The organism is Devosia sp. P2_G7, assembly GCF_056403495.1.
Genome location: NZ_JBFUFI010000002.1, coordinates 520,869 through 545,649, shown reverse-complemented (window position 1 = coordinate 545,649; position 24,781 = coordinate 520,869). Strand labels below are relative to the sequence as shown.

General features: G+C 65.4%; 20 protein-coding genes. All 20 read right to left on the bottom strand.

All coding sequences use genetic code 11. From position 1 onward, the window contains the following. Positions 1-70 precede the first annotated feature (70 nt). The 20 genes from AC1DWU_RS05925 to rsmH all read right to left on the bottom strand — a co-directional run bounded on the left by AC1DWU_RS05925 (position 71) and on the right by rsmH (position 24,691). Positions 71-526: a DUF3828 domain-containing protein gene (locus tag AC1DWU_RS05925; RefSeq protein ID WP_477149039.1), complete on the bottom strand. Its 456-nt coding sequence runs from the start codon at positions 524-526 to the stop codon at positions 71-73. Between the two features lie 7 nt (positions 527-533). Continuing rightward, positions 534-1,796, bottom strand: a complete 1,263-nt coding sequence (locus AC1DWU_RS05920) for a hypothetical protein (RefSeq protein WP_477149038.1) — start codon at positions 1,794-1,796, stop codon at positions 534-536. A gap of 22 nt (positions 1,797-1,818) precedes the next feature. Continuing rightward, positions 1,819-4,035: an NAD-dependent DNA ligase LigA gene (gene ligA / locus AC1DWU_RS05915; protein ID WP_477149037.1), complete on the bottom strand. Its 2,217-nt coding sequence runs from the start codon at positions 4,033-4,035 to the stop codon at positions 1,819-1,821. Then, positions 4,032-5,702: a DNA repair protein RecN gene (gene recN, locus AC1DWU_RS05910; protein WP_477149036.1), complete on the bottom strand. Its 1,671-nt coding sequence runs from the start codon at positions 5,700-5,702 to the stop codon at positions 4,032-4,034. The genes ligA and recN overlap by 4 nt, the downstream gene beginning before the upstream one ends. Positions 5,703-5,808: 106 nt before the next feature. After that, positions 5,809-6,648 (bottom strand): outer membrane protein assembly factor BamD, encoded by an 840-nt coding sequence (locus AC1DWU_RS05905; RefSeq protein ID WP_477149035.1) that lies wholly within the window; start codon positions 6,646-6,648, stop codon positions 5,809-5,811. A gap of 83 nt (positions 6,649-6,731) precedes the next feature. Continuing rightward, positions 6,732-7,688 (bottom strand): UDP-3-O-acyl-N-acetylglucosamine deacetylase, encoded by a 957-nt coding sequence (gene lpxC, locus AC1DWU_RS05900; RefSeq protein WP_477149034.1) that lies wholly within the window; start codon positions 7,686-7,688, stop codon positions 6,732-6,734. A gap of 108 nt (positions 7,689-7,796) precedes the next feature. Beyond that, on the bottom strand, positions 7,797-9,443 hold the full coding sequence (gene ftsZ / locus AC1DWU_RS05895; protein WP_477149033.1) for a cell division protein FtsZ: 1,647 nt from the start codon (positions 9,441-9,443) through the stop codon (positions 7,797-7,799). 182 nt (positions 9,444-9,625) lie between these two features. After that, positions 9,626-10,939 carry a cell division protein FtsA gene (ftsA, locus tag AC1DWU_RS05890; protein WP_477149032.1) on the bottom strand — a complete coding sequence of 438 codons (1,314 nt, stop codon included), beginning with the start codon at positions 10,937-10,939 and terminating at the stop codon, positions 9,626-9,628. A gap of 4 nt (positions 10,940-10,943) precedes the next feature. Further along, positions 10,944-11,837, bottom strand: a complete 894-nt coding sequence (locus AC1DWU_RS05885; RefSeq protein ID WP_477149031.1) for a cell division protein FtsQ/DivIB — start codon at positions 11,835-11,837, stop codon at positions 10,944-10,946. Positions 11,838-11,893: 56 nt separating this feature from the next. Then, a complete protein-coding gene (locus AC1DWU_RS05880) occupies positions 11,894-12,814 on the bottom strand; it encodes a D-alanine--D-alanine ligase (protein ID WP_477149030.1) in 921 nt (306 codons plus the stop codon). After that, a complete protein-coding gene (murB, locus tag AC1DWU_RS05875) occupies positions 12,814-13,806 on the bottom strand; it encodes a UDP-N-acetylmuramate dehydrogenase (RefSeq protein WP_477149029.1) in 993 nt (330 codons plus the stop codon). The genes AC1DWU_RS05880 and murB overlap by 1 nt, the downstream gene beginning before the upstream one ends. Further along, positions 13,803-15,227, bottom strand: a complete 1,425-nt coding sequence (gene murC, locus AC1DWU_RS05870; protein ID WP_477149028.1) for a UDP-N-acetylmuramate--L-alanine ligase — start codon at positions 15,225-15,227, stop codon at positions 13,803-13,805. The genes murB and murC overlap by 4 nt, the downstream gene beginning before the upstream one ends. Further along, positions 15,224-16,309, bottom strand: a complete 1,086-nt coding sequence (gene murG, locus AC1DWU_RS05865; protein WP_477149027.1) for an undecaprenyldiphospho-muramoylpentapeptide beta-N-acetylglucosaminyltransferase — start codon at positions 16,307-16,309, stop codon at positions 15,224-15,226. Before murG ends, murC begins: the two co-directional genes overlap by 4 nt. Before the next feature lie 14 nt (positions 16,310-16,323). Beyond that, on the bottom strand, positions 16,324-17,484 hold the full coding sequence (locus AC1DWU_RS05860) for an FtsW/RodA/SpoVE family cell cycle protein (protein ID WP_477149026.1): 1,161 nt from the start codon (positions 17,482-17,484) through the stop codon (positions 16,324-16,326). 114 nt (positions 17,485-17,598) lie between these two features. Further along, positions 17,599-18,684, bottom strand: a complete 1,086-nt coding sequence (gene mraY / locus AC1DWU_RS05855) for a phospho-N-acetylmuramoyl-pentapeptide-transferase (protein WP_477149025.1) — start codon at positions 18,682-18,684, stop codon at positions 17,599-17,601. Between the two features lie 23 nt (positions 18,685-18,707). After that, a complete protein-coding gene (locus tag AC1DWU_RS05850) occupies positions 18,708-20,132 on the bottom strand; it encodes a UDP-N-acetylmuramoyl-tripeptide--D-alanyl-D-alanine ligase (RefSeq protein WP_477149024.1) in 1,425 nt (474 codons plus the stop codon). 5 nt (positions 20,133-20,137) lie between these two features. Continuing rightward, positions 20,138-21,625 (bottom strand): UDP-N-acetylmuramoyl-L-alanyl-D-glutamate--2,6-diaminopimelate ligase, encoded by a 1,488-nt coding sequence (locus AC1DWU_RS05845; RefSeq protein WP_477149023.1) that lies wholly within the window; start codon positions 21,623-21,625, stop codon positions 20,138-20,140. Then, complete coding sequence (locus AC1DWU_RS05840; RefSeq protein ID WP_477149022.1) at positions 21,603-23,333, bottom strand: peptidoglycan D,D-transpeptidase FtsI family protein; 1,731 nt, start codon at positions 23,331-23,333, stop codon at positions 21,603-21,605. Before AC1DWU_RS05840 ends, AC1DWU_RS05845 begins: the two co-directional genes overlap by 23 nt. Next, entirely contained in the window at positions 23,334-23,708 is a 375-nt protein-coding gene (gene ftsL / locus AC1DWU_RS05835; RefSeq protein ID WP_477149021.1) for a cell division protein FtsL, read from the bottom strand. Next, positions 23,705-24,691 carry a 16S rRNA (cytosine(1402)-N(4))-methyltransferase RsmH gene (rsmH, locus tag AC1DWU_RS05830; protein WP_477149020.1) on the bottom strand — a complete coding sequence of 329 codons (987 nt, stop codon included), beginning with the start codon at positions 24,689-24,691 and terminating at the stop codon, positions 23,705-23,707. Before rsmH ends, ftsL begins: the two co-directional genes overlap by 4 nt. Positions 24,692-24,781: the final 90 nt, after the last annotated feature.

Sequence of the window (24,781 nt, the reverse complement as noted above, 5' to 3'; positions counted from 1 at the left end):
TCGTGCCCGATTTCGATGGTCTCGGGCTAGCAAGCGGTTTGGGCGCATTAAGGGCTGCGCCGTGCCGCAATCATGGCAGCGGCGCCTGCAGGATATCGAGCAGGTCGTAGCTGTAGTCGGCGCTGCCGCCCCAGACGTCGTCGACCTTCCAGCCGTCCTCGTTGACCAGCAGGAAGCCGAGTTCATTGGGAGTGCCCATGTTCTCGAACGTGACCCTGACCACAGCCCTGCCACCGGCATAGTAAGCTTCTCCGACCTCTAGCTTATCGAGCTGGAAGTCTTGGCCGTTCACGAACGGATCGAAATCGATTCGGCCAATCTCGCCGTTCGCTTCCGCGGCATCCTTGTCGTAGAGCGAGTTGAGGCGCTCAGAGCGAAAGGGGCGCGGGTCATCAGGGTAGATCTGCGCCGGCCCATAGACCGCATACACCGCTTCAACTGCCGCGCGGGCATCGGTGGAGGACTGGGCGAGCGCCGGCTGCCCCAGCAGCACCAGCGCGGCAACGGCGATCAATAGGCGCATCATGAACCCCTCAGTTGAACCAGAAGGCGTAGCCGATCAGGGCGTCGCCGAAGACCTCGTTGGCGGCGCGGAACGACTCGGCGCTGGCGATGGGGCCGTCCTTGAGGAACGGCAGCGCGTCGTAGCCGGTGATCAGCATAACGAGGTCGGTCTTCTTGGCTGTCTCGAAATAGGCCTTTAGGTCGAAACCCTTATGGAAGCGCCAGTGCGGGATGAGCAGCTTGCCGTCGAGCACCTGGTCGGCGGTGTCGAGCGTCGCCATCCAGGCTTTCACCTGCTCGTCTGTGATCTTTGCGTCGGGTGTGATGCCCGTTTGCTTGGGGCTGGGCAGCAGCTCGCGGTTGTCGTCGGTCTCGGCGAGGATGGCCTCCCAGTTCCGCCGCGACAGCGCCGTGATGTCCTTGAAGCGGGCCAGGACGCGCTTCAGCCGGTCGGGTTCGATCACCGGCCAGTTGAGGTGATGGATGGCGGCCAGCGCATCGGCGATGGCGTTGTCGGAGGCCGGATCGAGCATTAGCGAGCCGGTGGAGGTGGTGTAGTCCTGCATCGGCAGGCCGGCGCGCGGGAACAGCCGGTGGAAGGTGGTGTCGAAGAGCTGGCGGAAATCGTGGGCGAGGAGGAAATCCGCCTGCGCCGCGAGGATCTGCGAGTAGCCCGCCAGCCAGATCGCATCGGCGCGATCGAAGCCGACGGTGGAATCCGGTGGGGGCGGCGTGACGGGCGCCGGAGTATTGGGCTCGGACGGGCCAGGAACGGTCACGCCACCGAACATGGCATTCAGCACGTTGCCGATGCTCTCCGACTCGCTGCCGGCATCGTCGCCGTCGAGATCGATGCGGACCTTCAGCACTTCGACCGGCACGACATAGTCGCCGCTCTCGCCTGCGGCGAGCAGGGCATCGCGGGCGGCATCCATGTCATCGACGAGGAGCTGCAGGATGGCGCGGAACTTGTCGTAGTCGAGTGGCTCGGGGTTCGGATTGATCGGGACCGGCATGGCCAGCGGCGCGCCCATGATCGGGCCGGCGTCGGGCGAGGCGAAGCCGTGGCGGTAGAGACCCTGCGCGAAATGCTCGACGCCCTGGATGAAGCTGAGCAGGCCGACGCCGAAGCGCCCTTCCATGTCCTGCCGCTCGTAGAGGGGTTTCAGCTCGGTGAGCCCCTGCCCGATCGTCCCGGCGTAAAGATGCTTGCGCGCGATGTCGCCGGCCTCGCCCGCAAGGGCCGGGAGTGAAAGCGCCGCACAGAGTGCGACAATCGCCAGTCTCAGCATCCCGATCCTCCAGGGCGTTGGGCTATTTGGCAGCCAACTCAAGCCATTGATCTTCGTCGAGAATAAGGATGCCGAGCGCCGCGGCATCCTTGAGCTTGGAGCCGGCACCGGGGCCGGCCACCAGGATGTCTGTGTTCTTCGACACCGAACCAGCCACCTTGGCGCCCAGCCGCTCGGCCATCGCCTTGGCTTCGCCGCGGGTGAGCTTTTCGAGGCTGCCGGTAAAGACGACGGTCTTGCCCGCCACCTCGCTGGTGGCCGAGACGGTGACGACATACGGCTTCGGGTGCACCTGCAGCAGCAGCGCATCCAGTACGTCGTCGTTGCGCTCGTTGCCGAAGAAATCGATCAGCGCCTCGATGACGGTGTCGCCAATGCCGTCGACCGACGGGAACACCGAGTGCGGGTCGTCGGCGTGAGCGGCCGTTTCCTTGCCGACGCGGATCAGTTCCTCGATGGTCGAGAAGGTCTTGGCCAGCACCGCCGCCGTGGTCTCGCCGATGTGGCGGATGCCGAGGGCGAAAATGAAGCGATCGAGCTCGGGCTCGCGCCGCGCATCGATGGCGGCAAACAGCTTCTCGAGGCCTTCGAAGCTGCGGTCCTCGACGCTGCGGACGTTCTTCCGGGTCTTGCCCGAGGCTTCCTCTCTGAGCCGCGCCTGCTCGTCACGCCGTGCGGCAAAAGCCTGCTGCACTTCCGGGCGGCGATCGCGCAGCGTGAAGATGTCGGCAGCGGTTTTGACGAGGCCGGAATTGAAGAACAGGTCGATGTTCTCGGCGCCCAGCCCCTCGATATCCATCGCGCCGCGCGACACGAAGTGACGCAGCCGCTCGACCGCCTGGGCGGCGCAGATCAGCTCGCCGGTGCAGCGGCGACGCGAGTCTTCCTTGCCGGTCTTCTCGTTGAGTTCGCGCGTCGCGGGCGAGCCGCAGACCGGGCAGACGTGCGGGAACTCGTAGGGCACCGCGTCGGCGGGGCGTTTCTCCAGTACCACGCGGACGATCTGCGGGATGACGTCGCCGGCGCGCTGGATCACCACCGTGTCGCCGATGCGCACGTCGATCGGCTCGTCGCCGCGGATCGGCGCGCCGGTCGAGTCGATGCCGGCGATGTAGTCCTCGTTGTGGAGGGTAACGTTCTCCACCACCACGCCGCCAACGCCGACCGGGGCGAGACGAGCGACCGGGGCGAGTGTGCCGGTGCGGCCGACCTGGATGTCGATGGCACGGACGGTGGTGAAGGCCTGTTCGGCCGCGAACTTGTGGGCCACGGCCCAGCGCGGCTCGCCGCTCGAAAAGCCCCAGCGACGCTGAAGCTCGAGGTTGTCGACCTTGTAGACCACGCCGTCGATGTCGTAGCCGAGCGAGGACCGGAGTTCCTCGATCTTCCTGTATTGCGCGACCAGTTCGTCGATCGAACTGGCGCGCACCATCAGCGGGCTGATCGCAAAGCCCCATTCGCCGAACTTCTGCACCGCCTCATATTGCGTCGGCGCCGGCTCGGCGGTCGTCGCTCCCCAAGCGTAGGCGAAGAACTTGAGGTTGCGGCTAGCGGTGATCGACGGATCCTTCTGGCGAAGCGAGCCGGCAGCGGTGTTGCGGGGATTGACGTACTCCTGCCCGCCGACGGCAGCAGAGCGCGCCTTAAGCGCCTCGAACTCCGCCATGGTCATGTAGACCTCGCCGCGGATTTCGATACTCGCGGGCCAGCCCGAGCCTTTGAGCTTGTGCGGAATGTCCTTGATGGTCCGGAGATTGGCGGTGATGTCTTCGCCCACAGCGCCGTCGCCGCGCGTGGCGCCCTGGACGAACACGCCGTTCTCATAGCGCAGCGAAGCCGAAAGCCCATCGATCTTGGGCTCGGCGGTGAAGACCAGCTTTAGGTCCTTGTCGCGCTCGAAGAAGCGGCGGCCGCGCTCGATGAAATCGACCACGTCCTCGTCGGTATAGGCCTTGGCGAGGCTGAGCATCGGCACGGCGTGCCGGACCTTGCTGAAACCCTCGACCGGCGCGCCGGCGACCTTGTCGCTGAGGCTGTCCGGCCGCTTGAGCTGTGGGAAGGCGATCTCGAACGCCTGGTAGCGGCGCTTCAGCCCGTCGTATTCGGCATCGGTGATCTCGGGGGCGTCGTTCTCGAAGTAGGCCCGGTCGGCCTCGCTCAGCAGCTCGTGCAGCCGGTCGAGCTCCGCCTTGGCCTCCGCCTCGGAGAAGCTCTCGATCTCACGTTCCGCCTCGCTCACGATACCTCCGAAATCAACTTCCCGGCCGCGGCGCGCGCCTCGTCGGTGACCTTGGCGCCGGCCAGCATGCGCGCCACCTCTTCCTGCCGAGCCTTACCGTCGAGGCGACGCACGTGGGTGCGAACGAACGCCCCCTCCTCGATCGCCTGCTTCTCGATCAACAGGTGGCTCTGTGCCCGCGCCGCAACCTGCGGCGCATGGGTGACGGTGAGCACCTGCACCTTGCCAGCGAGTCGCGCCAGCCGGCGGCCGATGGCATCGGCCACCGCACCGCCGACACCAGTGTCGATTTCGTCAAAGATCAGCACCGGCGCCGAGCCGCGATCGGCCAGCACCACTTTGAGCGCGAGCAGGAACCGGCTGAGTTCGCCGCCCGACGCCACTTTCAGGATCGGGCCGGCCTGGGTGCCGGGGTTGGTCTGCACATGGAAGGCGATCTGGTCGTGGCCGGAGGCAGCGACGCGCGCGGGATCGACCTGCCGGTCGACGATGAACTTGGCAGCGCCGAGCTTGAGGTCCGGCAGTTCGGCCTCCACGGCCTTGGTGAGGGCCGCAGACGCCTTCTCGCGTGCCTTGCTGAGGGCGGTTGCCGCGGCGGCATAGGCGCTGCGGGCAGCCTCGGCGGCGACTTCCAGCGCCTTCAGCGACGTCTCCCCGCTCTGCAGCATGTCGAGATCGTTCTGGTACTTGGCGAGTATCTCGCCCAGCCCGTCGCAGGTAGTGTGGTGCTTGCGGGCGGCAGCGCGGAGCGCGAACAGCCGCTCCTCGACCTTTTCGAGATCGGCCGGATCGAACGCCATGTCGCGCTTCAGCAATTCGAGCGCATCCGAGGTGGCATCGAGCGACACGAGGGCCGTGTCGAGTGCCTCGACGATCGGCTGGAATACCGCCGCGCCGGCATCCGCCTTGCGCACCAGACGCCGCATCAGCCCGGCGAGCACCGGCCCGGGCGCGGTCGGGCCGTTGAGGATCTCATCGGCGTCGCGGACCTCTTCGGCGGCCTTCTCCAGTGTCATCAGACGCTGGCGGCGCTCGGCGAGGACTTCCTCCTCGCCCGGTTCCAGATGCATCTCGCCGAGCTCGGTGACGACGTGGCGGGCATATTCCTCGCGCGCCATCGCCTCGGCGATCACGGCGCGCTGGCCGGCTACGGCCGCCTCGGCCTCGATTAGCGCCTCGTAGGTGCTCCAGACGGCGCTGGCGAGGGTTTCGTGGCCACCGAAGGCATCTAGCGCGGACCGGTGAGTCGCGACGTCGATCAGTGCGCGGTCGTCGTGCTGGCCGTGGATTTCGACGATCAGCTTACCAACCGCCTGCAGCAGCCCGGCGGAGACCGGCTGGTCGTTGATGAAGGCGCGGGTGCGGCCATCGGCCAGCTGGACGCGGCGGAGGATGATATCCTCGTCGTCGGCGATGGCGTTTTCGCGCAGCGCTTCGCGAGCCGGGTGGTTGCGGGGCAGCTGCAGCACCGCCACCACCTGCCCGCTCTCGGCCCCTGTGCGCACCAGCGAAGCATCGCCGCGGCCACCAAGCGCCAGCGTCAGCGCGTCGAGCAGGATGGACTTGCCGGCGCCGGTCTCACCGGTAAGTGCGGTGAGGCCGTCTTCGAGCGTGAGATCGAGCTGGTCGATCAGGACGATGTTTCGAACCGAAAGCGCATTGAGCATTCGGGAGTGGCCCCTCGGTGGTCGACCGGCCGAACGGGGCCGAACAAACTTGCGCCGTACAGCCTAGCTCAAAGGGGAACAAACAGGCAACAAAATTGTTGCCCGCTTAGCTCTTCTTCAACTGCGCGAGGCTGCTATTGGCGTTGATCTGCGGCGTGACGCCCTGCTTGGCGAGCAGATCGAACGCCTGCTTGTACCAGCTGCTCTGCGGATAGTTGTGACCGAGCACGGCCGCGGCAGTCTGCGCCTCGGAGACGAGGCCGAGCGCCAGGTTGGCTTCGGTCAGGCGGAACAGCGCCTCTTCGATGTGGGTCGAGGTCTGGAACTGCTCGGCGACCACGCGGAAGCGGTTGATCGCGGCGGGGTAATTGCCGTTGCCGAGATAGTAGCGGCCGACCGACATTTCCTTGCCGGCGATCTGGTCGACGCCGACAACCATCTTGTCTTGCGCGTCCTTAGCGTACTTGCTGTCCGGATAGTTTGCGATGATCAGGCTGTAGGTCTCGATGGCATCCTTCGAGATCTGCTGGTCACGGGTGATGTCCTTGATCTGCCCGAAGTACGAGTTGCCCTTCAGGTAGAGGACGTAGGGCATTTCCTTGGAGGTCGGATAGAGCGCCATGTAGCGGTCGGCGGCGAGAATCGCTTCCTCGAACTTGCCGATGCGATAGTTGCCGTAAACCTCCATCAGCTTCGCCTTCTCGTTGAACTCCGAGAACGGATGCTGGCGCTCGAGCTTTTCAAGCGTGGCGACGGCGGTGACGTAGCGCTGCTTCTCCATCTCGTCGAGGGCCTGCTGGTACAGAGTCTCGGGCGGGATGATCGCTTCTTCCTTGATCTTGGGCTGGCCAAACAGGTTGCAACCGGCGAGCAGCACCACAACGCAGCCCATCAGCACGAAGCGTGAGAACCGGCTCGAAAAACCTGCATGCTGAGAGATCGTCACGACCTGCCCCATCCCTTAACGCATCACCTGAAACTGGCAGGCGAACTACTGACAAAAAAGATCAAAACTGTGGCGCCGGCCGATCAACCGACCGAACGCAGATAGGACTGCACATTGAGTCCTTCCGGCATGTCGTCGAGCGCGTCGAAGGCTGCCGGCAGCTGGTCGGCAGTGACGATCTCGTAGTTGGCCTCGCTGGCGAAGAGCCCGTGCAGAACCAGGGCGTTCAGGGCGTGACCGCCCTTGTAGGAACGGAACCGGCCATAGATCGGCAGGCCGCAGAGCGCGAGGTCGCCGATGGCGTCGAGCAGCTTGTGGCGGACGAACTCGTCCTCGTAGCGCAGGCCGCCTGGATTGAGAATCCGATCCTCGTGCACGGTGATCGAATTTTCCATCGAGGAGCCGAGCGCGTAACCGGCCTGGCGGAGAATCTTGGCATCGCGGACGAAGCCGAAGGTGCGGGCGCGCGACACGTCCTCGTAGTACTTGCGCGGCGTCCAGTCGAAGATCATCCGCTGGCGGCCGATGACGCGGCTGTCGAAATCGATCTCGAGGTCGAGCATCCGGCCATTGTATGGCTCGAGCGCTGCAGAGGCCTCGTTGTTGCGCACCAGCACCTGGCGCATGATCTTGATGTAGCGGCGCGGCGCCGGCTGGACCATCAGGCCCACTTCCTGGATGCCCCGCACGAAGGGCGCGGCGCTGCCATCGAGGATCGGACACTCGGCGCCGGTGAGGATCAGGTGGGCATTGTCGACGCCCATGCCCGAAAGGGCGGAAATAACATGCTCGACGGTGGCGACGGAGACGCTGTCGCCGAGATCTAGAGTGGTGCAGAGCGTGGTGCGGGTGACCCGCGAGAAGTGCACCGGCACGGGACCGACGCGGCGACCGTCATCGAGCAGGCGGGTGATCGTATAGCCACTATCGGGAAGTGCGGGCTCGATGGTGAGCGTGACGGGAGCGCCGGAGTGGACGCCGAAGCCGCTGAACTCTAGCGCTTCCGCCAAAGTCCGCTGCCGCGCCGAAAGTTTCTGCATGCTCTTAGGACTCCATGCCCCAACGTAAACCGGGAGCAGTCATAGACAATAAAAACCCGGCGCGGAAGCCGCGCCGGGGGCGTGTACTGGGCCTTTCCCCTACGGCTATCAGCCGTGTTTACGGAGGAAGGCGGGGATTTCGATGTGCTCTTTCTGGGCCGGCTGGGCCGGTGCCCGACCATGCTGGTCGAGGTTGCCGCGAGCGCCCTCGGCACCACCGGAAACCCGCGCATTCCGGGCGCCTCCGGCTTCGATGGCGCTGCGTGCAGCCGCATCGTCAGCACTCTGCTCGACCGTCGGCTCGGCCCGCGCCGGCTCGTTCGACTTAAGGCTAATGCCGACATTCGAGGCCAGACGCTTGAACAGGGCGCGCGCGTTGCGCGGTTCCGTTTCCTGCTTTTCTTGCTCGTTCAGTGACCGCCTTGCAACAGCCGGAAGCTCCTCGGTACGCGGCATCCGGCGCTGTCCGTCGGGGCGTTCGGCGCTGGAGGGCACATAAGCGCTGGGAATCGGCGCCTCGATGAGTCGCGGAGCTTCTTCGAGATGAGTGTGCGTCGCCTGCGGAATGTACGGCTCGACCGTGATGCCGTCGTCTTCCTGATAGTCCTGGTAAGTCGGCTCGGCGTAGGAAATGGCCTCGGCCACCGCCTGCTCTACCTGCGACTCAAATTCCGGCTCCGGCTGGGCTTCCGCCACGACCGTGCGTTCCGGCATTGCCTGGCGCATCACCGCAGCCTGCAGCGGCACGCGCGCCGGGTTGGCTTTCATCGGCTCGAGCGCCTGCACCATCGTTGCGTCGGTGCCGGTAGCAACGACTGCCACGCGGATCGTGCCGCTCATATCGGGGTCGAAGGTGGCGCCGAGGATGATGTTGGCGTCGGCGTCGACTTCCTCGCGGATGCGGCTGGCCGCCTCGTCGACTTCGTAGAGGGTGAGATCCGGACCGCCGGTGATCGAGATGAGGAGGCCGCGGGCGCCCTGCATCGACACGTCATCGAGCAGCGGGTTGGCGATCGCTGCCTCGGCAGCATGCCGTGCACGATCCTCGCCGGAAGCTTCGCCCGTACCCATCATCGCCTTGCCCATGCCGCGCATTACGGCGCGGACGTCGGCGAAGTCGAGGTTGATCAGGCCTTCCTTGACCATCAGGTCGGTGATGCAGGCAACGCCGGAGTAAAGCACCTGGTCCGCCATCTTGAAGGCGTCAGCAAAGGTGGTCTTCTCGTTGGCAACGCGGAAGAGGTTCTGGTTGGGGATGACGATCAGCGTATCGACATGCCGGTGCAGTTCATCGATGCCGTCCTCGGCAAGGCGCGAGCGCCGGTTGCCTTCGAACTGGAAGGGCTTGGTCACCACGCCGACAGTCAGGATGCCCTGCTCGCGCGCCGCACGCGCCACCACTGGGGCTGCACCGGTGCCGGTGCCGCCACCCATGCCTGCGGTGATGAACACCATGTGGGCGCCGCTGAGGTGATCGTTGATCTCGTCGTAGCTTTCTTCGGCCGCTGCCCTACCCACCTCCGGGTGGGAACCGGCACCGAGACCCTCGGTAACCGAGACGCCCAGTTGGATGATCCGCTGCGCACTCGAAAGCGCCAGGGCCTGTGCGTCGGTGTTGGCGCAGACGAAGTCCACTCCGGAAAGGCCCGACGCGATCATGTTATTGACCGCGTTGCCGCCAGCCCCGCCGACACCGAAAACGGTGATGCGCGGCTTCAATTCTTGAATGTCCGGGATGGTGAGGTTGATGGTCATGAATGGCCCCATGCGTGGCGTGTGAGACCAGTATTAGTCGCCAATTCGTTAATCAGACCCTAACAATGCCCTCAAAACCGTTAACGTGATGGCAATTTGCAAGCCGGCCTAACGGCTTGGTTACGTTACGTTAAGCATGAAGTTGAGGCCGGCCGGGCCTCAGGGTGCAACTCGGCAGAGACTCAGAAGCTGGTGCGCAGCCAACTGCCGACGCGGGCGAAGTAGCCATCCGTGCCCGTCAGGCGGACCGAGCGGTGCGGCTCGACGTATTCCTGGGCGCAGACCTGCGGGTAGATGAGCATGCCCGCAACCGTAGCGAATGCAGGGCCCTTGGCCATTTCGGGCAGGCCGGAAATGCCCATCGGGCGACCGTTGCGGACGTTGCGGGCGAGCACCCGACGCGCCACTTCAGGCAGGCCGGTGAGTTCGCTGGCGCCGCCGGTGAGAACGAATCGCCGGCCGCAGATGTCCATCATGCCGGTGGCCTGCATGCGGTCCTTGATGGCGGTAAGGACTTCCTCGATGCGCGGACGGATGATGCGGGTGATGTGCGAGCGGGGAATCTGCCCCGGCGCTTCGTCGCGAGTGGCGCCCACCGGGGTGATGGCGATCATGTCGCGCTCGTCGGCCTGGCCGGGCAGCACCGAGCCATACATGGTCTTCAGCCGCTCTGCATCGGCGATTCCGACCGACAGGTGGCGGGCGATGTCGAGGGTCAGGTGATGCCCGCCGATGGCGATGGCGTCGGCATAGACGAGCTGGCCTTCAGCGAACACCGATACGGTGGTGGTGGCGCCGCCGAAGTCGATGCAGGCGACGCCCAGAGAGCTTTCGTCGTCGACCAGCGTGGCAAGGCCCGACGCGTAGGGAGTCGCCATCAGCGCTTCGATCTGCAGATGGCAGCGATGCAGCACCAGCTCGATGTTGCGCATGGCGAGGGTTTCAGCCGAGACCACCGCGACATCGATCGACAGCTTTTCGCCGACCATGTTCTTGGGATCCTTGATGCCTTTCTGGCCGTCGAGCGTGTACCCGATAGGCAGCGCATGGACGATCGAGCGCTCCGGACGAACGGAACGGTCGTTGACGGCGCGCAGCACACGCTGGATATCCGCCCGCTCGACTTCCTGGCCACCGAGGTTGACGCCGGCCGAAAACGTCTCGGAGCCAAGACGGCCCGCGGTGACGTTGACGATGACCGACTGCACGGTGACGCCGGCCGCCCGCTCGGCAATGCCGACGACGGTACGGACGGCCTGCTCGGCCTTGTCGAGGTCGGAGATGACGCCGCTCTTGATGCCTGAGGACGGGCCATAGCCGAAGCCGATGACTTCGACATTGTGGGTGCGGCCCCGTAGCGACTTGCCTTCGGCGCGCGGCACCAGGCGGGCAATGACGCAGCAGATCTTGGTCGAGCCGATATCGAGCACCGTCACCAGCGAGGTGCGGCCCGGCTGTACCGGCTTGAGGCGCGCGGTCAGTGCATCGGTCATCATGGTCTTACTGTGCCCCGGCTTCGGCTTTGCGTTCGGCCGGGGTCTCGTAATCCGACGAACCCTTGACCGTATGCTTGTTGTTCTTCCTGTTCGCAGCGATCTCGGCGGCTGCGAGTTCACCCGGCTTCAACGTCACGATGCCCGGCACGCGCAGGTCGATCAGCGTCACGTCGCGATCGAGCAGCGCGTAGTCGGCCTGGTACATTTCCAGCCGGCTGAGAGCCTGCGCCACGCCGCTTTCCGGCAGTTGCACGCGCAGGCCGTTGCGATAGATCAGGTCCCAGCGGCGGTCGCCGATACGGCTGAGAGCAGCGAGCTGCTCCTCGAGCTTTGCGTGGCGCGCCAGCACGCGAACCATGGCGACCGCATCGTCGGCGGCGCCCTCCCCGATCACCAGCGGCAGATCGGTGTAGGAGCTGATATCGGTGCCGATCTTCTTGCCGGCATCGTCGATCAGCCACGTGGTGTCGCCGACACGCCAGCGCGCCACGGGCACCTTCTCGACGATCGAGACGATGACGCGGTTCGGATAGACCTTCCGCACCGTGGCGGACTGTACGGCGCGCAGCCACTCGAGCCGGGCCTGCGCCTTCTGGGCATCGAAGGTCAGCGTCGAATTACCGGTGCCGACGGTGAGGAGCGTGATGATGTCTTTATCATCGGTCAGCGTCTGGCCGGTGATCTCGATGGCGTCGATGCCGAAGCCGGCCTGGGCGAACTCACCCTGGACGAAGCGATAGACAGTGACGCCGGCCGACCCGATCGCGTCACGCGCCTCGAACACACCGACGATGAACAGCAGCGCCAACAGTGCGCCGATGCCGCGGACGATCAACTGCTTGTGCAGCACCCAGACGTGGCTGGCCTTGACTAGGGCACGCCGGCCGGAACGGGACATCGGGACTGGAAGGTGACGAGGATCGACGGGTTGGGCGTTGGCGAAACCCTTTGCCCCTACCTGTTGCAACTCGCATCCTCCACCATCCAGGCAACCAGATCCTCGAACGAGTGGCCGGCAAAGCGGGCCTGTTCGGGAACCAGCGACGTTTCGGTCATGCCTGGTTGGGTGTTGATTTCGAGGCAGACGAGCTCGCCGTCCGGCCCTGCCTGGTCGTTGTAGCGGAAGTCGCTCCGCGACACGCCCCGGCACCCAAGCGCAGCATGCGCCTTAAGCGCCATCTTCTGCACTTTGTCGTAAATTTTCGGTTGAATTTCAGCCGGAATGACGTGGCGCGAGCCGCCGTGGGCGTACTTTGCCTCGTAATTGTAGAAGCTGAGGTCGGTGACGATCTCGGTGACCCCGAGTGCGACATCGCCCATCACGGCGCAGGTCAGCTCCCGGCCGGGAATGTAGCGCTCCACCATTACGTCTTCGCCGGAGTTCCAATCCTCGCGCAACAGTTCCTGGGGCGGGTGCGACTGGTCCGCCTTGACGATGAACACGCCGAAGCTCGAGCCATCGGCGATCGGCTTGACCACATAGGGCGGCGCCATGACGTGGGCGCGGGCAACCTCAGCACGGTTGGCGATGGTGTGGTCGGTGACAGGAATGCCGGCCGCCTTGAACATGATCTTGGCCTGGTGCTTGTCCATGGCCAGCGCCGAGGCCAGCACGCCCGAATGGGTATAGGGGATGCGCAGGAACTCGAGCACGCCCTGGATCGTACCATCCTCGCCGTAACGGCCGTGCAGCGCGTTGAACGCGACGTCGGGCTTCAGCTCGCGCAGGACCTCGGCGATGTCGTAGCCGACGTCGACTTCGGTGACCTGGTAGCCGCCATTGCGCAGCGCCTGGGCGCACCCGGTGCCCGAGGCGATCGACACCGGTCGCTCGTTCGAAATGCCGCCCATCAGGACGGCGACGTGCTTGGTCATTAGACGGCTCCCGTGAACGGTTCGCCGTCCATGAACTCACGCACTTCGCGGCCGGGCAGGAAATGGCCCATGCGGCGGACTTCCCACTTGAGCTCGATGCCGTGCTTGTCGCGCACCTTCTGGCGGATGGTCTCGCCAACCGTCTCGACCTCGAACGCATCCGCTTCGCCCATGTTGATGAGGAAGTTGGAGTGCATCTCGCTCATCTGGGCGCGGCCGAAGGTGAAGCCGCGGCCGCCGGCCTCGTCGATCACCTTCCAGCTCGAGTGTCCCTCGGGATTCTTGAAGGTGGAGCCAGCGGTCTTGGCGCGGGTCGGCTGCGTGCTTTCGCGCCGCTCGGTGACGGTGCGCATCTCGGTGAGGATCTTCTCGGGATCGCCCGGAAACCCCTGGTAGATCGCCGAGGTGAACACAGCGCCGCGCGGCCCGTTCGACTTGCGGTAGAGATAGCCCATGTCGGCATTGGTAAGCGTGACGATGTCGCCCTGCCGGGTTACCGCGCGCAGCTCGACCATGCGGGCGCGCGTCTCGGTGCCGTAGCAGCCGGCATTCATGTAGAGCGCGCCGCCAATGCCGCCGGGAATGCCGCGATAGAACCACAACCCGTCGATCCCAGCCTCGGCCGAGGCCGTGGCAACCTTCACGTCGGGGACAGCAGCGCCGGCGCGAACGCGGTGGCCGTCGAGAATGTCGATGGCGCCGAACCCCTTGGCCGGCAACCGGATCACCACACCGTCCAGGCCGCCTTCGCGGATCAGGAGGTTCGAGCCGAGCCCAACCACCGTGACGCGGATTTCAGCCGGCAGGCGCTTGAGGAAAAACGCCAGGTCCTCTTCGTCGACCGGGCGGAAGAACAGTTGCGCCGGTCCCCCTACCCTCAGCGTCGTCATTTCATCGAGCGGCTGGTTGGCGATGAGCTGGCCGCGGACTTCGGAGGTCCAACTGCCGAGTGTCGGGATCAGGTCAGGCCACTGGGGAACGTGAACGTTCATGGCAGCTCGGGCTCCTTGCCGATCAGCGCGCCAAGTTCGGCGGGCAGCGAGGCCGCCCACTGCGTGATGTTGCCGGCGCCGAGGCAGACGACATAGTCGCCCTCGGCAGCGCGCGACGCAATCAGAGGGGCCAGCGCCTCAGGGCGGTCGATGACGCGGGCGTCGCGATGGCCGCGGGCGCGGATGCGCTGCACCAGCTCCTCGTGCGTTACACCCTCGATCGGCGTTTCGCCGGCGGCGTAGATCGGCGCGACGATGACCGTGTCAGCGTCGTTGAAGCAGGTGGCGAAATCGTTGAACAGGTCGTGGACGCGCGAATAGCGGTGCGGCTGCACCACGGCGATGACATCGCGGCGGGTCGACTGTCGGGCTGCCTTCAGCACGGCGGCGATCTCGACAGGGTGATGACCGTAGTCATCGATCACGGTGATGCCGCCGACGACGCCGGTGCGGGTGAAGCGGCGCTTGACGCCGGAGAAACCCTTGAGGCCCTTGCGGATCGCTTCGGCCGGCACCTTGAGCTGATCGGCCACGGCGATGGCCGCCGTGGCGTTGAGCGCGTTGTGCTCGCCCGGCATCGGCAGCTCGAGGCCCTCGATGCGCAGATGCGTCATGCGGATGCGATCGCGGATCTCGACGGCGAAGTGGCTGATGCCGTCCCTGATCTCGAGGTCGACCAGCCGCACATCGGCCTGCGGGTTGCGGCCATAGGTGATGACGCGGCGATCGCGAATCTGTCCGATCAGCGCCTGCACCTCGGGGTGGTCGATGCACATCACGGCAAAGCCGTAGAACGGCACGTTCTCGACGAAGTTGAGGAAGGCCTGCTGCACCCCGGAGAAATCGCCGTAATAGTCGAGATGCTCTGGATCGATATTGGTGACGATGGCGACGTCGGCCGGCAGCTTGACGAAGGTGCCGTCGCTCTCGTCGGCCTCGACCACCATCCACTCGCCGTCGCCGAGACGGGCATTGGTGCCGTAGGCGTTGATGATGCCGCCGTTGATGACAGTTGGATCGAGATTTCCGGCGTCGAGAAGCGTCGCGACCAGCGTCGTGGTGGTGGTCTTGCCATGCGTGCCGCCAATGGCGATGGCGTTCTTGAATCGCATGATCTCGGCGAGCATTTCGGCCCGGCGCACCACCGGCAGGCCGCGGGCGCGAGCGGCTGCAAGCTCCGGATTGCCCTTCTTGATCGCCGACGAGATGACGACGACAGCCGCGTCCTTGAGGTTCTCGGCCCTCTGGCCGACCTCGACCTCGATGCCCATCTTCCTGAGGCGCTGGACGTTGGGGTTCTCGGCGCTGTCAGAACCACGGACCTTGTAGCCCTGGTTGTGCAGGATCTCGGCGATGCCGCTCATGCCGATGCCGCCGATGCCGACGAAGTGCACCGGTCCGATGTTGCGCGGCATCTTCATTGTGGTTGTTTCCCCTTGGCCACGAGGCGTTCTGCCGCGTCGGCGAGCTTGGTGACGGCGTCGGGCTGACCCAGCGATTTGGCGGCTGCTGCAGCCCGCTCCAACACGCCGGGATCACCGAGAAGTGAGGCCAAGCGAGTGCCAAGCGATAGTGGCGTAAGCGTGGCCTGCTCGGCGATCCAGCCGCCGCCCGCGGCCTCCATCACCAGCGCATTGTTCTTCTGGTCGGCATCGATCGCACCCGGCAGCGGCACCAGGATCGCCGGCCGGCCGATTGCCGTGAGTTCGGCGATGGTCGAGGCGCCGGAGCGCGAGATGACGAGATGCGACGCGGCCATCCGCTCCGGCAGGTCATCGAAGAACGCCGCGAGCTCGACATTCACCTTGGCCTGCCGATAGGTCTCGGCCACGCGATCCAGGTCTTCGGCTCGGCACTGCTGCACGATGCGCAGCCGCGAGCGCAATTCCTGCGGCAGTTCGGCGATGGCCGGGGGCACCAGATCGGCGAAAATGCGAGCGCCTTGGCTGCCGCCAAACACCAGGAGGCGAATGGCGCCGCCGGGTTCGAGTTCGGGATACGGCACCTTGACCACCGCACGGACACGGTCGCGCAGCGGGTTGCCCACGAGGATGGTCTTGTCGGCGAACGCCTCGGCCTTCGCCGTGCGGGCGAAGCTCAGGGCAATCACCCGCGCCATCTTCGCCAGTGCCCGGTTGGCACGACCCATTACCGAATTCTGCTCATGCAGTATCCCGGGGATGCCGCGCAGGTTGGCCGCAACGAACGGTGGGAACACCGGATAGCCGCCGAAGCCGATCACCGCATCCGGCTTGACGCTGCCAAACTTGCCGAAGGCGACGGCGATGCCGCCAAGAATGGTCACGCCGGCGCTGACAAAGCGGATCGGGTTGCCGACCGATGGGGTCGCCGACGGCACGATATGGGTGGCGCTGGCCGGAAAGTCGCTGCCGTAGCTCGCGACGCGATGGTCGGTCATCAACTGGATGTCGTGACCACGCCGGCGCAACTCCTGCGCCAGCGCCATTGCCGGGAAGAGATGGCCTCCCGTACCGCCTGCCATAAGGATGAATCTGCTCATTCGGCGGGGGATAGCACTCCGCTACGATAGACGGGAAGCCCGGTTGCGAGGCGCTCCTCCGGCTTCTTGCGGGTGAAAGCGAGCATCAGGCCCATGGCGAAGGCGATGGCGAGCATCGAGGTGCCGCCATACGAGACGAACGGCAGCGTCATGCCCTTGGGCGGAATGAGGTTGAGGTTCACCGCCAGGTTGATCGAGCACTGCAGCCCGAACTGGATGGCGAGGGTCGATGCGGCGAGGCGCGCGAACAGGCTCGACTGCTGCTGCGCCCCGATCAGCGCCTTGACCACGATGAAGCCGATCAGCGTCACGAGGCCGAGGCAGAACAGGATGCCGAACTCGCCGGCGGCGGCCGAGAACACGTAGTCGGCATGGGCGTCGGGGATCACTTTCTTTGCCAGCGATTCACCCGGGCCGCGGCCGAACCAGCCGCCCTCGAGCAGCGAGTTCAGCGCCTTGTCGACCTGGTAGGTGTTGCCGCCCTCGGGATTGACGAAGCTGTCGATACGCTTGGCGAAATGCGGGAAGAACATGTAGGCGGCGAATAGCAGCCCCACCCCCGCGGCGCCCAGCCCGAAGATCACGAACCATGAAATGCCGGAGAGGAAGAGCAGCACGCCCCAGGTGGCGAGGATCAGAGCCGTCTGCCCGATATCGGGCTGCAGCAGCAGGCCCGCGACGATCGTCAGCATCACGCCGGTCGCCATGAGGCGCGCCGGCACGCCGGGCCGCTTCATGCTCTCCGAGAACAGCCATGCCCCGATGACCGCAAAGGCCGGCTTCACGAATTCGGACGGCTGCACGGTATTGCCAGCAACCGACACCCAGCGCTTGGCGCCCTTGACCTCGACGCCGAACTTTAGCGTCAGCCAGAGGAGGATGATCGAAACCACCAGCACACCGAGCGCGGCGATCCGCGCCGCGCGATGCGGCAGCAGCGATGTCGCGATCATCACCGGAACGGCAAGCGCCGCAAAGATCGCCTGACGGATGATGAAATGCCACGGACCGAGGCCGAGGCGCTCGGCCACCGGCGGGCTCGCTGCGAAGCTCAGCAGCACGCCGACCAGCAGGAGCAGGATCAATCCCGCAAGCAATGACTTGTCGATCGTCCACCACCACTCGGCGATGGGGGTCTTACGCTCGCGTGAAAACATGTCCCGACGCCGCCCTCACCCGGACAGCCTCCCGTACGCACAACTAGATGCAAATTGTAGCGTCGGCTTGGTTACCAAGTTCGGAACGGATTCGCGTTTTGCGAGTCGGAGCGGCTAGCGCAGCTTCAGCGAGCTCAGCCCGATCAGCGCCAGCACGAAGCTGATGATCCAGAAGCGGATCACCACCTGGCTTTCGGTCCAGCCCATCATTTCGAAATGGTGGTGGATCGGGGCCATCTTGAAGACTCGCTTGCCGGTGAGCTTGAACGAGACCACCTGGACGATCACGGAGACGGCTTCGAGGACGAACAGGCCACCGATGATGGCGAGGACGATCTCGTGCTTGGTGGCGACCGCGATGGTGCCGAGCGCGCCGCCCAGCGCCAGCGAGCCGGTGTCGCCCATGAAGATCTGGGCCGGCGGGGCGTTGAACCACAGGAAGCCTAGGCCCGCGCCGATGAGCGCGCCGCAGACTACCGAGAGTTCGGCGGTTCCGGGCACCGGATTGAGGAACAGGTATTCCGAGAAGGTGGCCGAACCGACGAGATAGGCGATGAGGCCGAAGCAGGCGGCGGCGACCATCACCGGGACGATGGCGAGGCCATCGAGCCCGTCGGTGAGGTTCACCGAGTTGCCGGCGGCAACTACGACGAAAGCGCCGAAGAGGACGAAGAACCAGCCGAGATTGACCGCGAGACCCTTTACGAACGGGAAGAACAGCGAGGTCGAGGTTGCGGGATCGCCGAGGACCGAGATGAAGTAGCAGGCCACGGCGCCGATGATGGCTTCGAGGATCAGGCGCTGCCGGCCGGAGAAGCCGGCATGCGACATGCGCTTTACCTTGAGGTAATCGTCGTAAAGGCCGATGGCGCCGAACGAAACCGTGACGCCGAGCACCACCCAGACATAGCCGTTGGAGAGGTTCGACCAGAGCAAGATCGAGATCACTGTCGCCGACAGGATCATCAATCCGCCCATGGTGGGCGTGCCCTTCTTGGTCAGCAGGTGACCAGCGGGGCCGTCCTCGCGGATCGGCTGGCCCTTGCCCTGCCGGATGCGCAGCGCCGAGATCATGCCGGGGCCGAACAGGAACACGAAGAACAGCGCGGTCATCACCGCGCCCGCCGTCCTGAAAGTGATGTAACGGAACACATTGAAGGCGGCGAGGCTATCGCCCAACTGCCCGAGGAAATACAGCATCCTGTCGGTGTCCCACCCGTCGCCTAGGCGTTCTGGAAGCGCTCGCGGATCTTCTGCACCAACGGTGCAAGCCGGACGCCTTTCGACCCTTTGACCATAACTGCGTCGCCATAGGCAAGCGCGGAGAGAACGGTATCGGTGATCTCCTCCGCGGTTGGCATATGCGTCACACCGGGGATATCGCGGTCGCTCTCGGCGCGATGGCGCAACTCATCGGCGAGTGCGCGCATCGCCGAGCCGACGAGGAAAATCTGCCTGGCACCGGTCTTTAGCACGGCGTTAGCGAGGCCGGCGTGGAGTTGCGGGCCCTGCGGCCCCATCTCCAGCATGTCGCCGAGAACCAGGACCTTCCGGCCATCAGGCGCCCTGACACCGGCGTAGAGTTCCATGGCTGCAGTCATCGAGGCGACGTTGGCGTTGTAGCTTTCATCGACGAGCAGCAACGGCTTGGCATCGGGCCCCAGGCGAAGGGTCAGGCCCCTGCCCTCCGGCGCGCCGAACTTGGCCAGGGCTGCGATCGCCTTGCGCGTCCCCTCGCCCGAGAGGTGCGCCACGGCGAGCGCGGCGACCGCGTTGGCCACCATGTGGCGACCGGGCACCTGGAGGTGCAGATTGAAGCGTTCGCCCGCATGGTCCACTTCCGCAAGCGTCGCGCTGGCGCTGCTATCGACCCGGCCGATATGCCAATCGGCGCTGTCGTCGAAGCCATAGGTGACGATCCGCGACACGCCGGCAGCGCGGGCATGGGCGAAGAGGATATGGAGGTGCTCATGGTCGGCGTTGAGCACTGCGGTGCCCCCCGGCTCGAGCCCCAGGAAGATCTCCGCCTTGGCGACGGCGATATCTCCAACGGAGTTGAAGAACTCGAGATGCGCGGCGGCGACGGTGGTGATTACCGCGATGTGCGGGCGAACCAGCTTCACCAGCGGCGTGATCTCGCCCGGGTGATTCATGCCGATCTCGAACACGCCGAACTGCGCTTCGCGCGGCATGCGCGCCAGCATCAGCGGCACGCCCCAGTGGTTGTTAAAGCTCTTGATCGAGTAGTGCGTCTCGCCCGAGGCGGCGAGTACGGTGCGGATCGCTTCCTTGGTGGTGGTCTTGCCGGCGCTGCCGGTGACGGCGATGATCTGGCCACGGTTGCGGGCGCGCGCGGCGATGCCGAGTTGCTCCAGCGCCTTCAGCGTATCGAGCACGACGATCAGATTCTTGCCGCCGTGAGCGGCGTGGTAGGCTTCGGAGACCAGCGCCGCGGTGGCGCCGGCTTCCAGCGCCTTGCCGACGAAATCGTGCCCGTCATGGGTATCGCCGCGGATCGCGACGAACAGCGCTTCCGGGGCGATTTCGCGGGAATCGATGGAGATCGAGGAGATCGGGCCGTCCGACAGGCCCTCGGGCCGGCCGCCGGTGGCTTTGACGACCTCGGCGACGGTCCAGAGCGGTCGCATCGGCGCTAGAGTCCTTTCAGCGTCTCCAGCACCACTTCGTGGTCGGAGAAATGGTGCTTGGTGGTGCCGATGATCTGATAGTCCTCATGGCCCTTGCCGGCAATCAGCAGCACGTCGCCGGGCTGCAGACGGCCAATGGCGGTCTCGATGGCCCGGCGGCGATCGCCGACCTCGAGGGCATTGGGCGCCGCCGCCAGTATCTCGGAGCGGACGGTAGCCGCGTCCTCGGTGCGGGGGTTGTCGTCGGTGATAATCACGTCGTCGGCGAGGCGGTGGGCGACGTCACCCATGATCGGGCGCTTACCCTTGTCGCGGTCACCGCCGGCCCCAAAGACGAGGCGGAGCTTCGACTTGGCATATGGGCGGAGTGACTCCAACGCCGTCTCCAGCGCCACGGGCTTGTGCGAATAGTCGACGAAGATGGCGGCGCCGTTATGCTCGGCGACGAGTTCCAGCCGGCCCTTGGCGCCCTTGAGACTTTCCAGCGCTTTCACCGCCCGATCGGCCGGCGCACCGGTGGCGATGGCGAGTGCGAGCGCTACGGCGGCATTGTTGACCTGGAAGGCGCCGGTCAGCGGCAGATAGAAGCTCACCGGCTCGCCGACCATGCGGCCGATGACGCGCTGGCCGTAACCCTCGTTCTTGATCTCGGTGATCTCGAGGAAGGCGCCCTCCTTGCCGACGGTCATCAGCGTGGCCCCGCGATCGAGCGCGGCGAACAGGAACGGCGTGTGCTCGGGGTCGTCGACGTTGACCACCGCCGCGCCGCCTTCGGCGATCAGGTCGGTGAACAGGCGGAGCTTGGCGTCACGGTAGGTGTCCATGTCGCGGTGATAGTCGAGATGGTCGCGGCTGAGATTGGTGAAGGCTACCGCGTTGAAACGGATGCCGTCGACGCGCCGCTGGTCCAGGCCCTGGCTGGAGGCTTCCATGGCGACGTGGCCGATGCCTTCGGCGCGCAACTCACCGAGATCCCGATGCAGCGACAGCGGGTCCGAGGTGGTGAGTTCACGCGGCCGGATGCCGGCCTTGGTCTCGACGCCGACCGTGCCGAGGCTGGCCGCCTCGATGCCGCAGGCCGTCCAGATCTGGCGCACGAACGAGACGATCGAGGATTTGCCGTTGGTGCCGGTAACAGCAACCGAGATTTCCGGTTGCGGCGCGAACTGTCGCGCGGCGGCCTGGGCGTAGGCGGCGCGCACATCGTCGACCAGCACAACGGGGATACCGGGATCGGCATCCGGCTGCCGGTCACTGATCATCACGCTGGCGCCCCGCCCCACGGCCTGCGCCGCAAAGCCATCGCCATGTACGCGTGTTCCGGGCAGCGCGAAGAACGCCTCGCCCGGGACGATCGCCCGGCTGTCGGCGTTGATGCCTTCAACTTCAAGCGGCGGAATAGAGGGGGCACCGGCCCCCTTGAGCAGGTCTGCGAGCGCGAAGGGCACGTCCACGCCTTCTTCTAGGACTTCAGCGAAGTTCGACTGGGACAAGGTTCGTATCCAACATTTCGCTGAAGTCTGGGCTGATTCCAAGCATCGGTGCAGCCCGCTGTACAATGCGGCCGGTGACTTCACCAGCATTCCAGCCTGCGGTGACGCCGCTCTGGGCGTTTTCCGCGTGCGGCTCATCGACCACGATCACCATCGCATAGCGCGGGTTGTCGAGCGGAAAGGCCGAGGCGAAGGCGTTGAAGTTGACGTTGGAGGTGTAGCGGCCGTTGACCACCTTTTCGGCGGTGCCCGTCTTGCCGCCAACCCGATAGCCATTGGCAATCTTGTTCATTCGCGAGCCCGAGCCGCCCGCGCCGATGGCGTTGAGGCGCATCAGGTAGCGGACCTCGGCGCTGGTATGGGGCGAAATCACGCGCTCGTAGAGCTGGCGGGCCTCTGCCTCGGTGCGCTTGTAGATCGTTGGCGGCACCATGTTGCCGTCGTTGACGAAAGCGGCGACCGCGCGCGCCATGTGCAGCGGCGACACGGAGAGGCCGTGGCCGAAGCTCGAGGTTGCGGCGACGATCTCGGAGAACTTCTCCGGCACCTTGGGCTTGCGCATTTCCGGCAGCTCGAACGGCACCGGCTTATCCATGCCGATCTTGCTCAGAAAGGCACGGAAGTCGTCCTTGCCCAGCTGCTGCATGATCTTGATGGTGCCGATGTTGGACGAGTATTTGTAGACTTCCGGCAGCGTCAGGATCCGGTGCTTGCCGTGGAAATCGTCGATGGTGAAGCGGCCGAAGCGCACACCGAAGCGGGCGTCGAACTGGTCGGTGATCTTCACCTTGCCGCTGTCGAGGGCGCCAGCCAGGGTGATGGTCTTGAAGGTCGAGCCGAGCTCGTAGATGCCGGAGGTGATGCGGTTGAAGCGGTCGTTCTTCACCCCGTTATAGTCCTGGAACAGGGTCGACGGATTGTTCGGGTCGAAATCCGGCAGCGACGCCAGTGCGACGACCTCGCCGGTTTTGACGTCCAGCATCACACCCGCCGCGGCGACGGCCTTGTAGCGGACCAGCGCATCCTGCAGCTGCTCATACATCACGTGCTGCACGCGCAGGTCGATCGAGAGGTTCACCGGCGCCAGCTCGTTGCCGCGAGCAAGGCCGATCGACTGCAGCATTGCGAGGCTGTCGTCGTCCATGTGCTTTTCGATGCCCATGGTGCCCTGGTTGTCGATGTTGACGGCACCCAGGATGTGCGACGCCTCCTGCCCCGACGGGTAGAAGCGCTTGCTCTCGGTGACGAACTCGATGCCCGGGATGCCGAGCTGGAAGATCTTCTCTTCGATCGCCGGAGTGAGCTCGCGCTTCACCCAGACGAACCCCTTGTCGCCGGTGAGGCGCTTGCGCAGCCAGTCCTCGTTGAGGTCGGGAAGTACGGTGCGCAGCTTCTGCACCGCCTCTTCGACGTCGATGATGCGGCGCGGCTCGGCAAACAGCGACGGCACACGGATATCGACGGCCATCTCTAGGCCATTGCGGTCGAGGATGGCCGGGCGGCTGGCAGTGATGACATCGCGGGCAACGCCTTCGATGGTCGAGTCGGTGACGGTGGCGCCGAGTTGGATCAGTCGGCCGCCGACAGTGCCGAAGACCAGCACCAGCGCCACGATGACCCAGCGGATGCGGGCCTTGGTGAGATTGCCGCGCGCCTTTCGTCCGCCGTCGAGCGAGATGGTCTCGGCGCCTTCGGTGATGATCGCCATCTAGTTGGCCTCGATCAGCTGTTCGATCGGGTCGATGCCCGCGTCGAGTGAGGAGAGCAGCGCATCGAGCGCTTGCGTGTCGGGAGCGGCGGGCCGCATCGGCAGATTGTCCATCCGGCCGAACTGTTCCTGATTGGTCGGGATCAGCGCCAGCGCTTCCTGGTGGCGGGCGACGATCGGAGCGACGTGCGCCGGCTGGTTCAGGTAGGACCAATCGGCGTTCAGCAGACTGAGATCGCCCTCCTGGCGCTCGATCTTGCGCTCCAGCGCAACCTTGGCGCTGGCGATGTCCTCGACGGAATACTTCAGCGCGTAGACCCCGACCAGCCCCACAAGGCTGGTGCAGACCATCACTGCGTTGAGCATCTTGATCATGCGGCACCTCGAGACATCGGCACGCCTAGCCCGGCGTAGCTCACCGTCCGCGCCGGCGCAGCAGTACGGCTGCCCGAGCGCAGCGTTGCCGAGCGAGAGCGGGGGTTACGGGCGATCTCGGCGGAAGACGCCTTCTGCGCCTTGCCGGCCCGTGCCCAGCGCGGCGCCTCGAGCACCACCTGCGGCAAGTGCCGCGACTGTGTCGGCGCGCCCTTCTCGGGATCGAAGAAGCGCTTGACGATGCGATCTTCCAGCGAATGGAAGGTGACGACGGCAAGCCGGCCGCCTTCGGTCAGCAGCCGCTCGCTGGCGAACAGACCCTCGACCAGCTGGTCGAACTCGCCATTCACCGCGATGCGGAGCGCCTGGAAGCTGCGAGTCGCCGGATGCGCGTCGCCGGGCTTGCGGCCGATGGTCTTTTCGATGAGCCGGGCGAGCTGCGTCGTGGTCGAAATCGGCGCGGTGGCGCGCGCGGCAACAACGGCACTGGCGATGCGGCGCGACTTGCGCTCCTCGCCGAAGGCAAACAGCAGGTTGGCGAGGTCGGCCTCCTCGAGGGTATTCACCAGATCGGCGGCGGATTCTCCATCGGAGGACATCCGCATATCGAGCGGGCCTTCCTGCATGAACGAGAAGCCGCGCTCGGCCTGATCGAGCTGCATCGACGAGACGCCGATATCGAGCACCACACCGTCCACCGGGCCGCCGGCGAGTTCATCCAGATTGGAAAAGGTGCCGGCGATGAACTTGAATCGACTCGGGAAATCGGCGTTGAGCGCTTCGACATGCGGGAGCACAGAGGGATCACGATCGAGTGCGACGACAGAGGCGCCGGCTTCGAGCAGGGCGCGGGAATAACCCCCTGCTCCGAACGTGCCGTCGAGGATGCGGGCCCCCTCCAGCGGCTGCAGCGCTTCGAGCACCTCGGCCAGCAGCACCGGCACATGTGGCGCCTGCTGCTCGCTGCCCTTCGGCTTGCTCATCTTCCGCCCGAACTCCACTCCGGCAAGGCCGGCACGCACAATAAACCCAAAGGGGTATCGGCGCACTTTGCCGAGTTCGGATTAAGATTC

Excerpts from the sequence above, each read along its gene's own strand:
- AC1DWU_RS05925 (WP_477149039.1), bottom strand. The coding sequence starts at position 526 with ATGATGCGCCTATTGATCGCCGTTGCCGCGCTGGTGCTGCTGGGGCAG.
- AC1DWU_RS05920 (WP_477149038.1), bottom strand. The coding sequence starts at position 1,796 with ATGCTGAGACTGGCGATTGTCGCACTCTGTGCGGCGCTTTCACTCCCG.
- recN (WP_477149036.1), bottom strand. The coding sequence starts at position 5,702 with ATGCTCAATGCGCTTTCGGTTCGAAACATCGTCCTGATCGACCAGCTC.
- lpxC (WP_477149034.1), bottom strand. The coding sequence starts at position 7,688 with ATGCAGAAACTTTCGGCGCGGCAGCGGACTTTGGCGGAAGCGCTAGAG.
- ftsZ (WP_477149033.1), bottom strand. The coding sequence starts at position 9,443 with ATGACCATCAACCTCACCATCCCGGACATTCAAGAATTGAAGCCGCGC.
- ftsA (WP_477149032.1), bottom strand. The coding sequence starts at position 10,939 with ATGATGACCGATGCACTGACCGCGCGCCTCAAGCCGGTACAGCCGGGC.
- AC1DWU_RS05885 (WP_477149031.1), bottom strand. The coding sequence starts at position 11,837 with ATGTCCCGTTCCGGCCGGCGTGCCCTAGTCAAGGCCAGCCACGTCTGG.
- AC1DWU_RS05880 (WP_477149030.1), bottom strand. The coding sequence starts at position 12,814 with ATGACCAAGCACGTCGCCGTCCTGATGGGCGGCATTTCGAACGAGCGA.
- murB (WP_477149029.1), bottom strand. The coding sequence starts at position 13,806 with ATGAACGTTCACGTTCCCCAGTGGCCTGACCTGATCCCGACACTCGGC.
- murC (WP_477149028.1), bottom strand. The coding sequence starts at position 15,227 with ATGAAGATGCCGCGCAACATCGGACCGGTGCACTTCGTCGGCATCGGC.
- murG (WP_477149027.1), bottom strand. The coding sequence starts at position 16,309 with ATGGCAGGCGGTACGGGAGGCCATCTCTTCCCGGCAATGGCGCTGGCG.
- AC1DWU_RS05860 (WP_477149026.1), bottom strand. The coding sequence starts at position 17,484 with ATGTTTTCACGCGAGCGTAAGACCCCCATCGCCGAGTGGTGGTGGACG.
- mraY (WP_477149025.1), bottom strand. The coding sequence starts at position 18,684 with ATGCTGTATTTCCTCGGGCAGTTGGGCGATAGCCTCGCCGCCTTCAAT.
- AC1DWU_RS05850 (WP_477149024.1), bottom strand. The coding sequence starts at position 20,132 with ATGCGACCGCTCTGGACCGTCGCCGAGGTCGTCAAAGCCACCGGCGGC.
- AC1DWU_RS05840 (WP_477149022.1), bottom strand. The coding sequence starts at position 23,333 with ATGGCGATCATCACCGAAGGCGCCGAGACCATCTCGCTCGACGGCGGA.
- ftsL (WP_477149021.1), bottom strand. The coding sequence starts at position 23,708 with ATGATCAAGATGCTCAACGCAGTGATGGTCTGCACCAGCCTTGTGGGG.
- rsmH (WP_477149020.1), bottom strand. The coding sequence starts at position 24,691 with ATGAGCAAGCCGAAGGGCAGCGAGCAGCAGGCGCCACATGTGCCGGTG.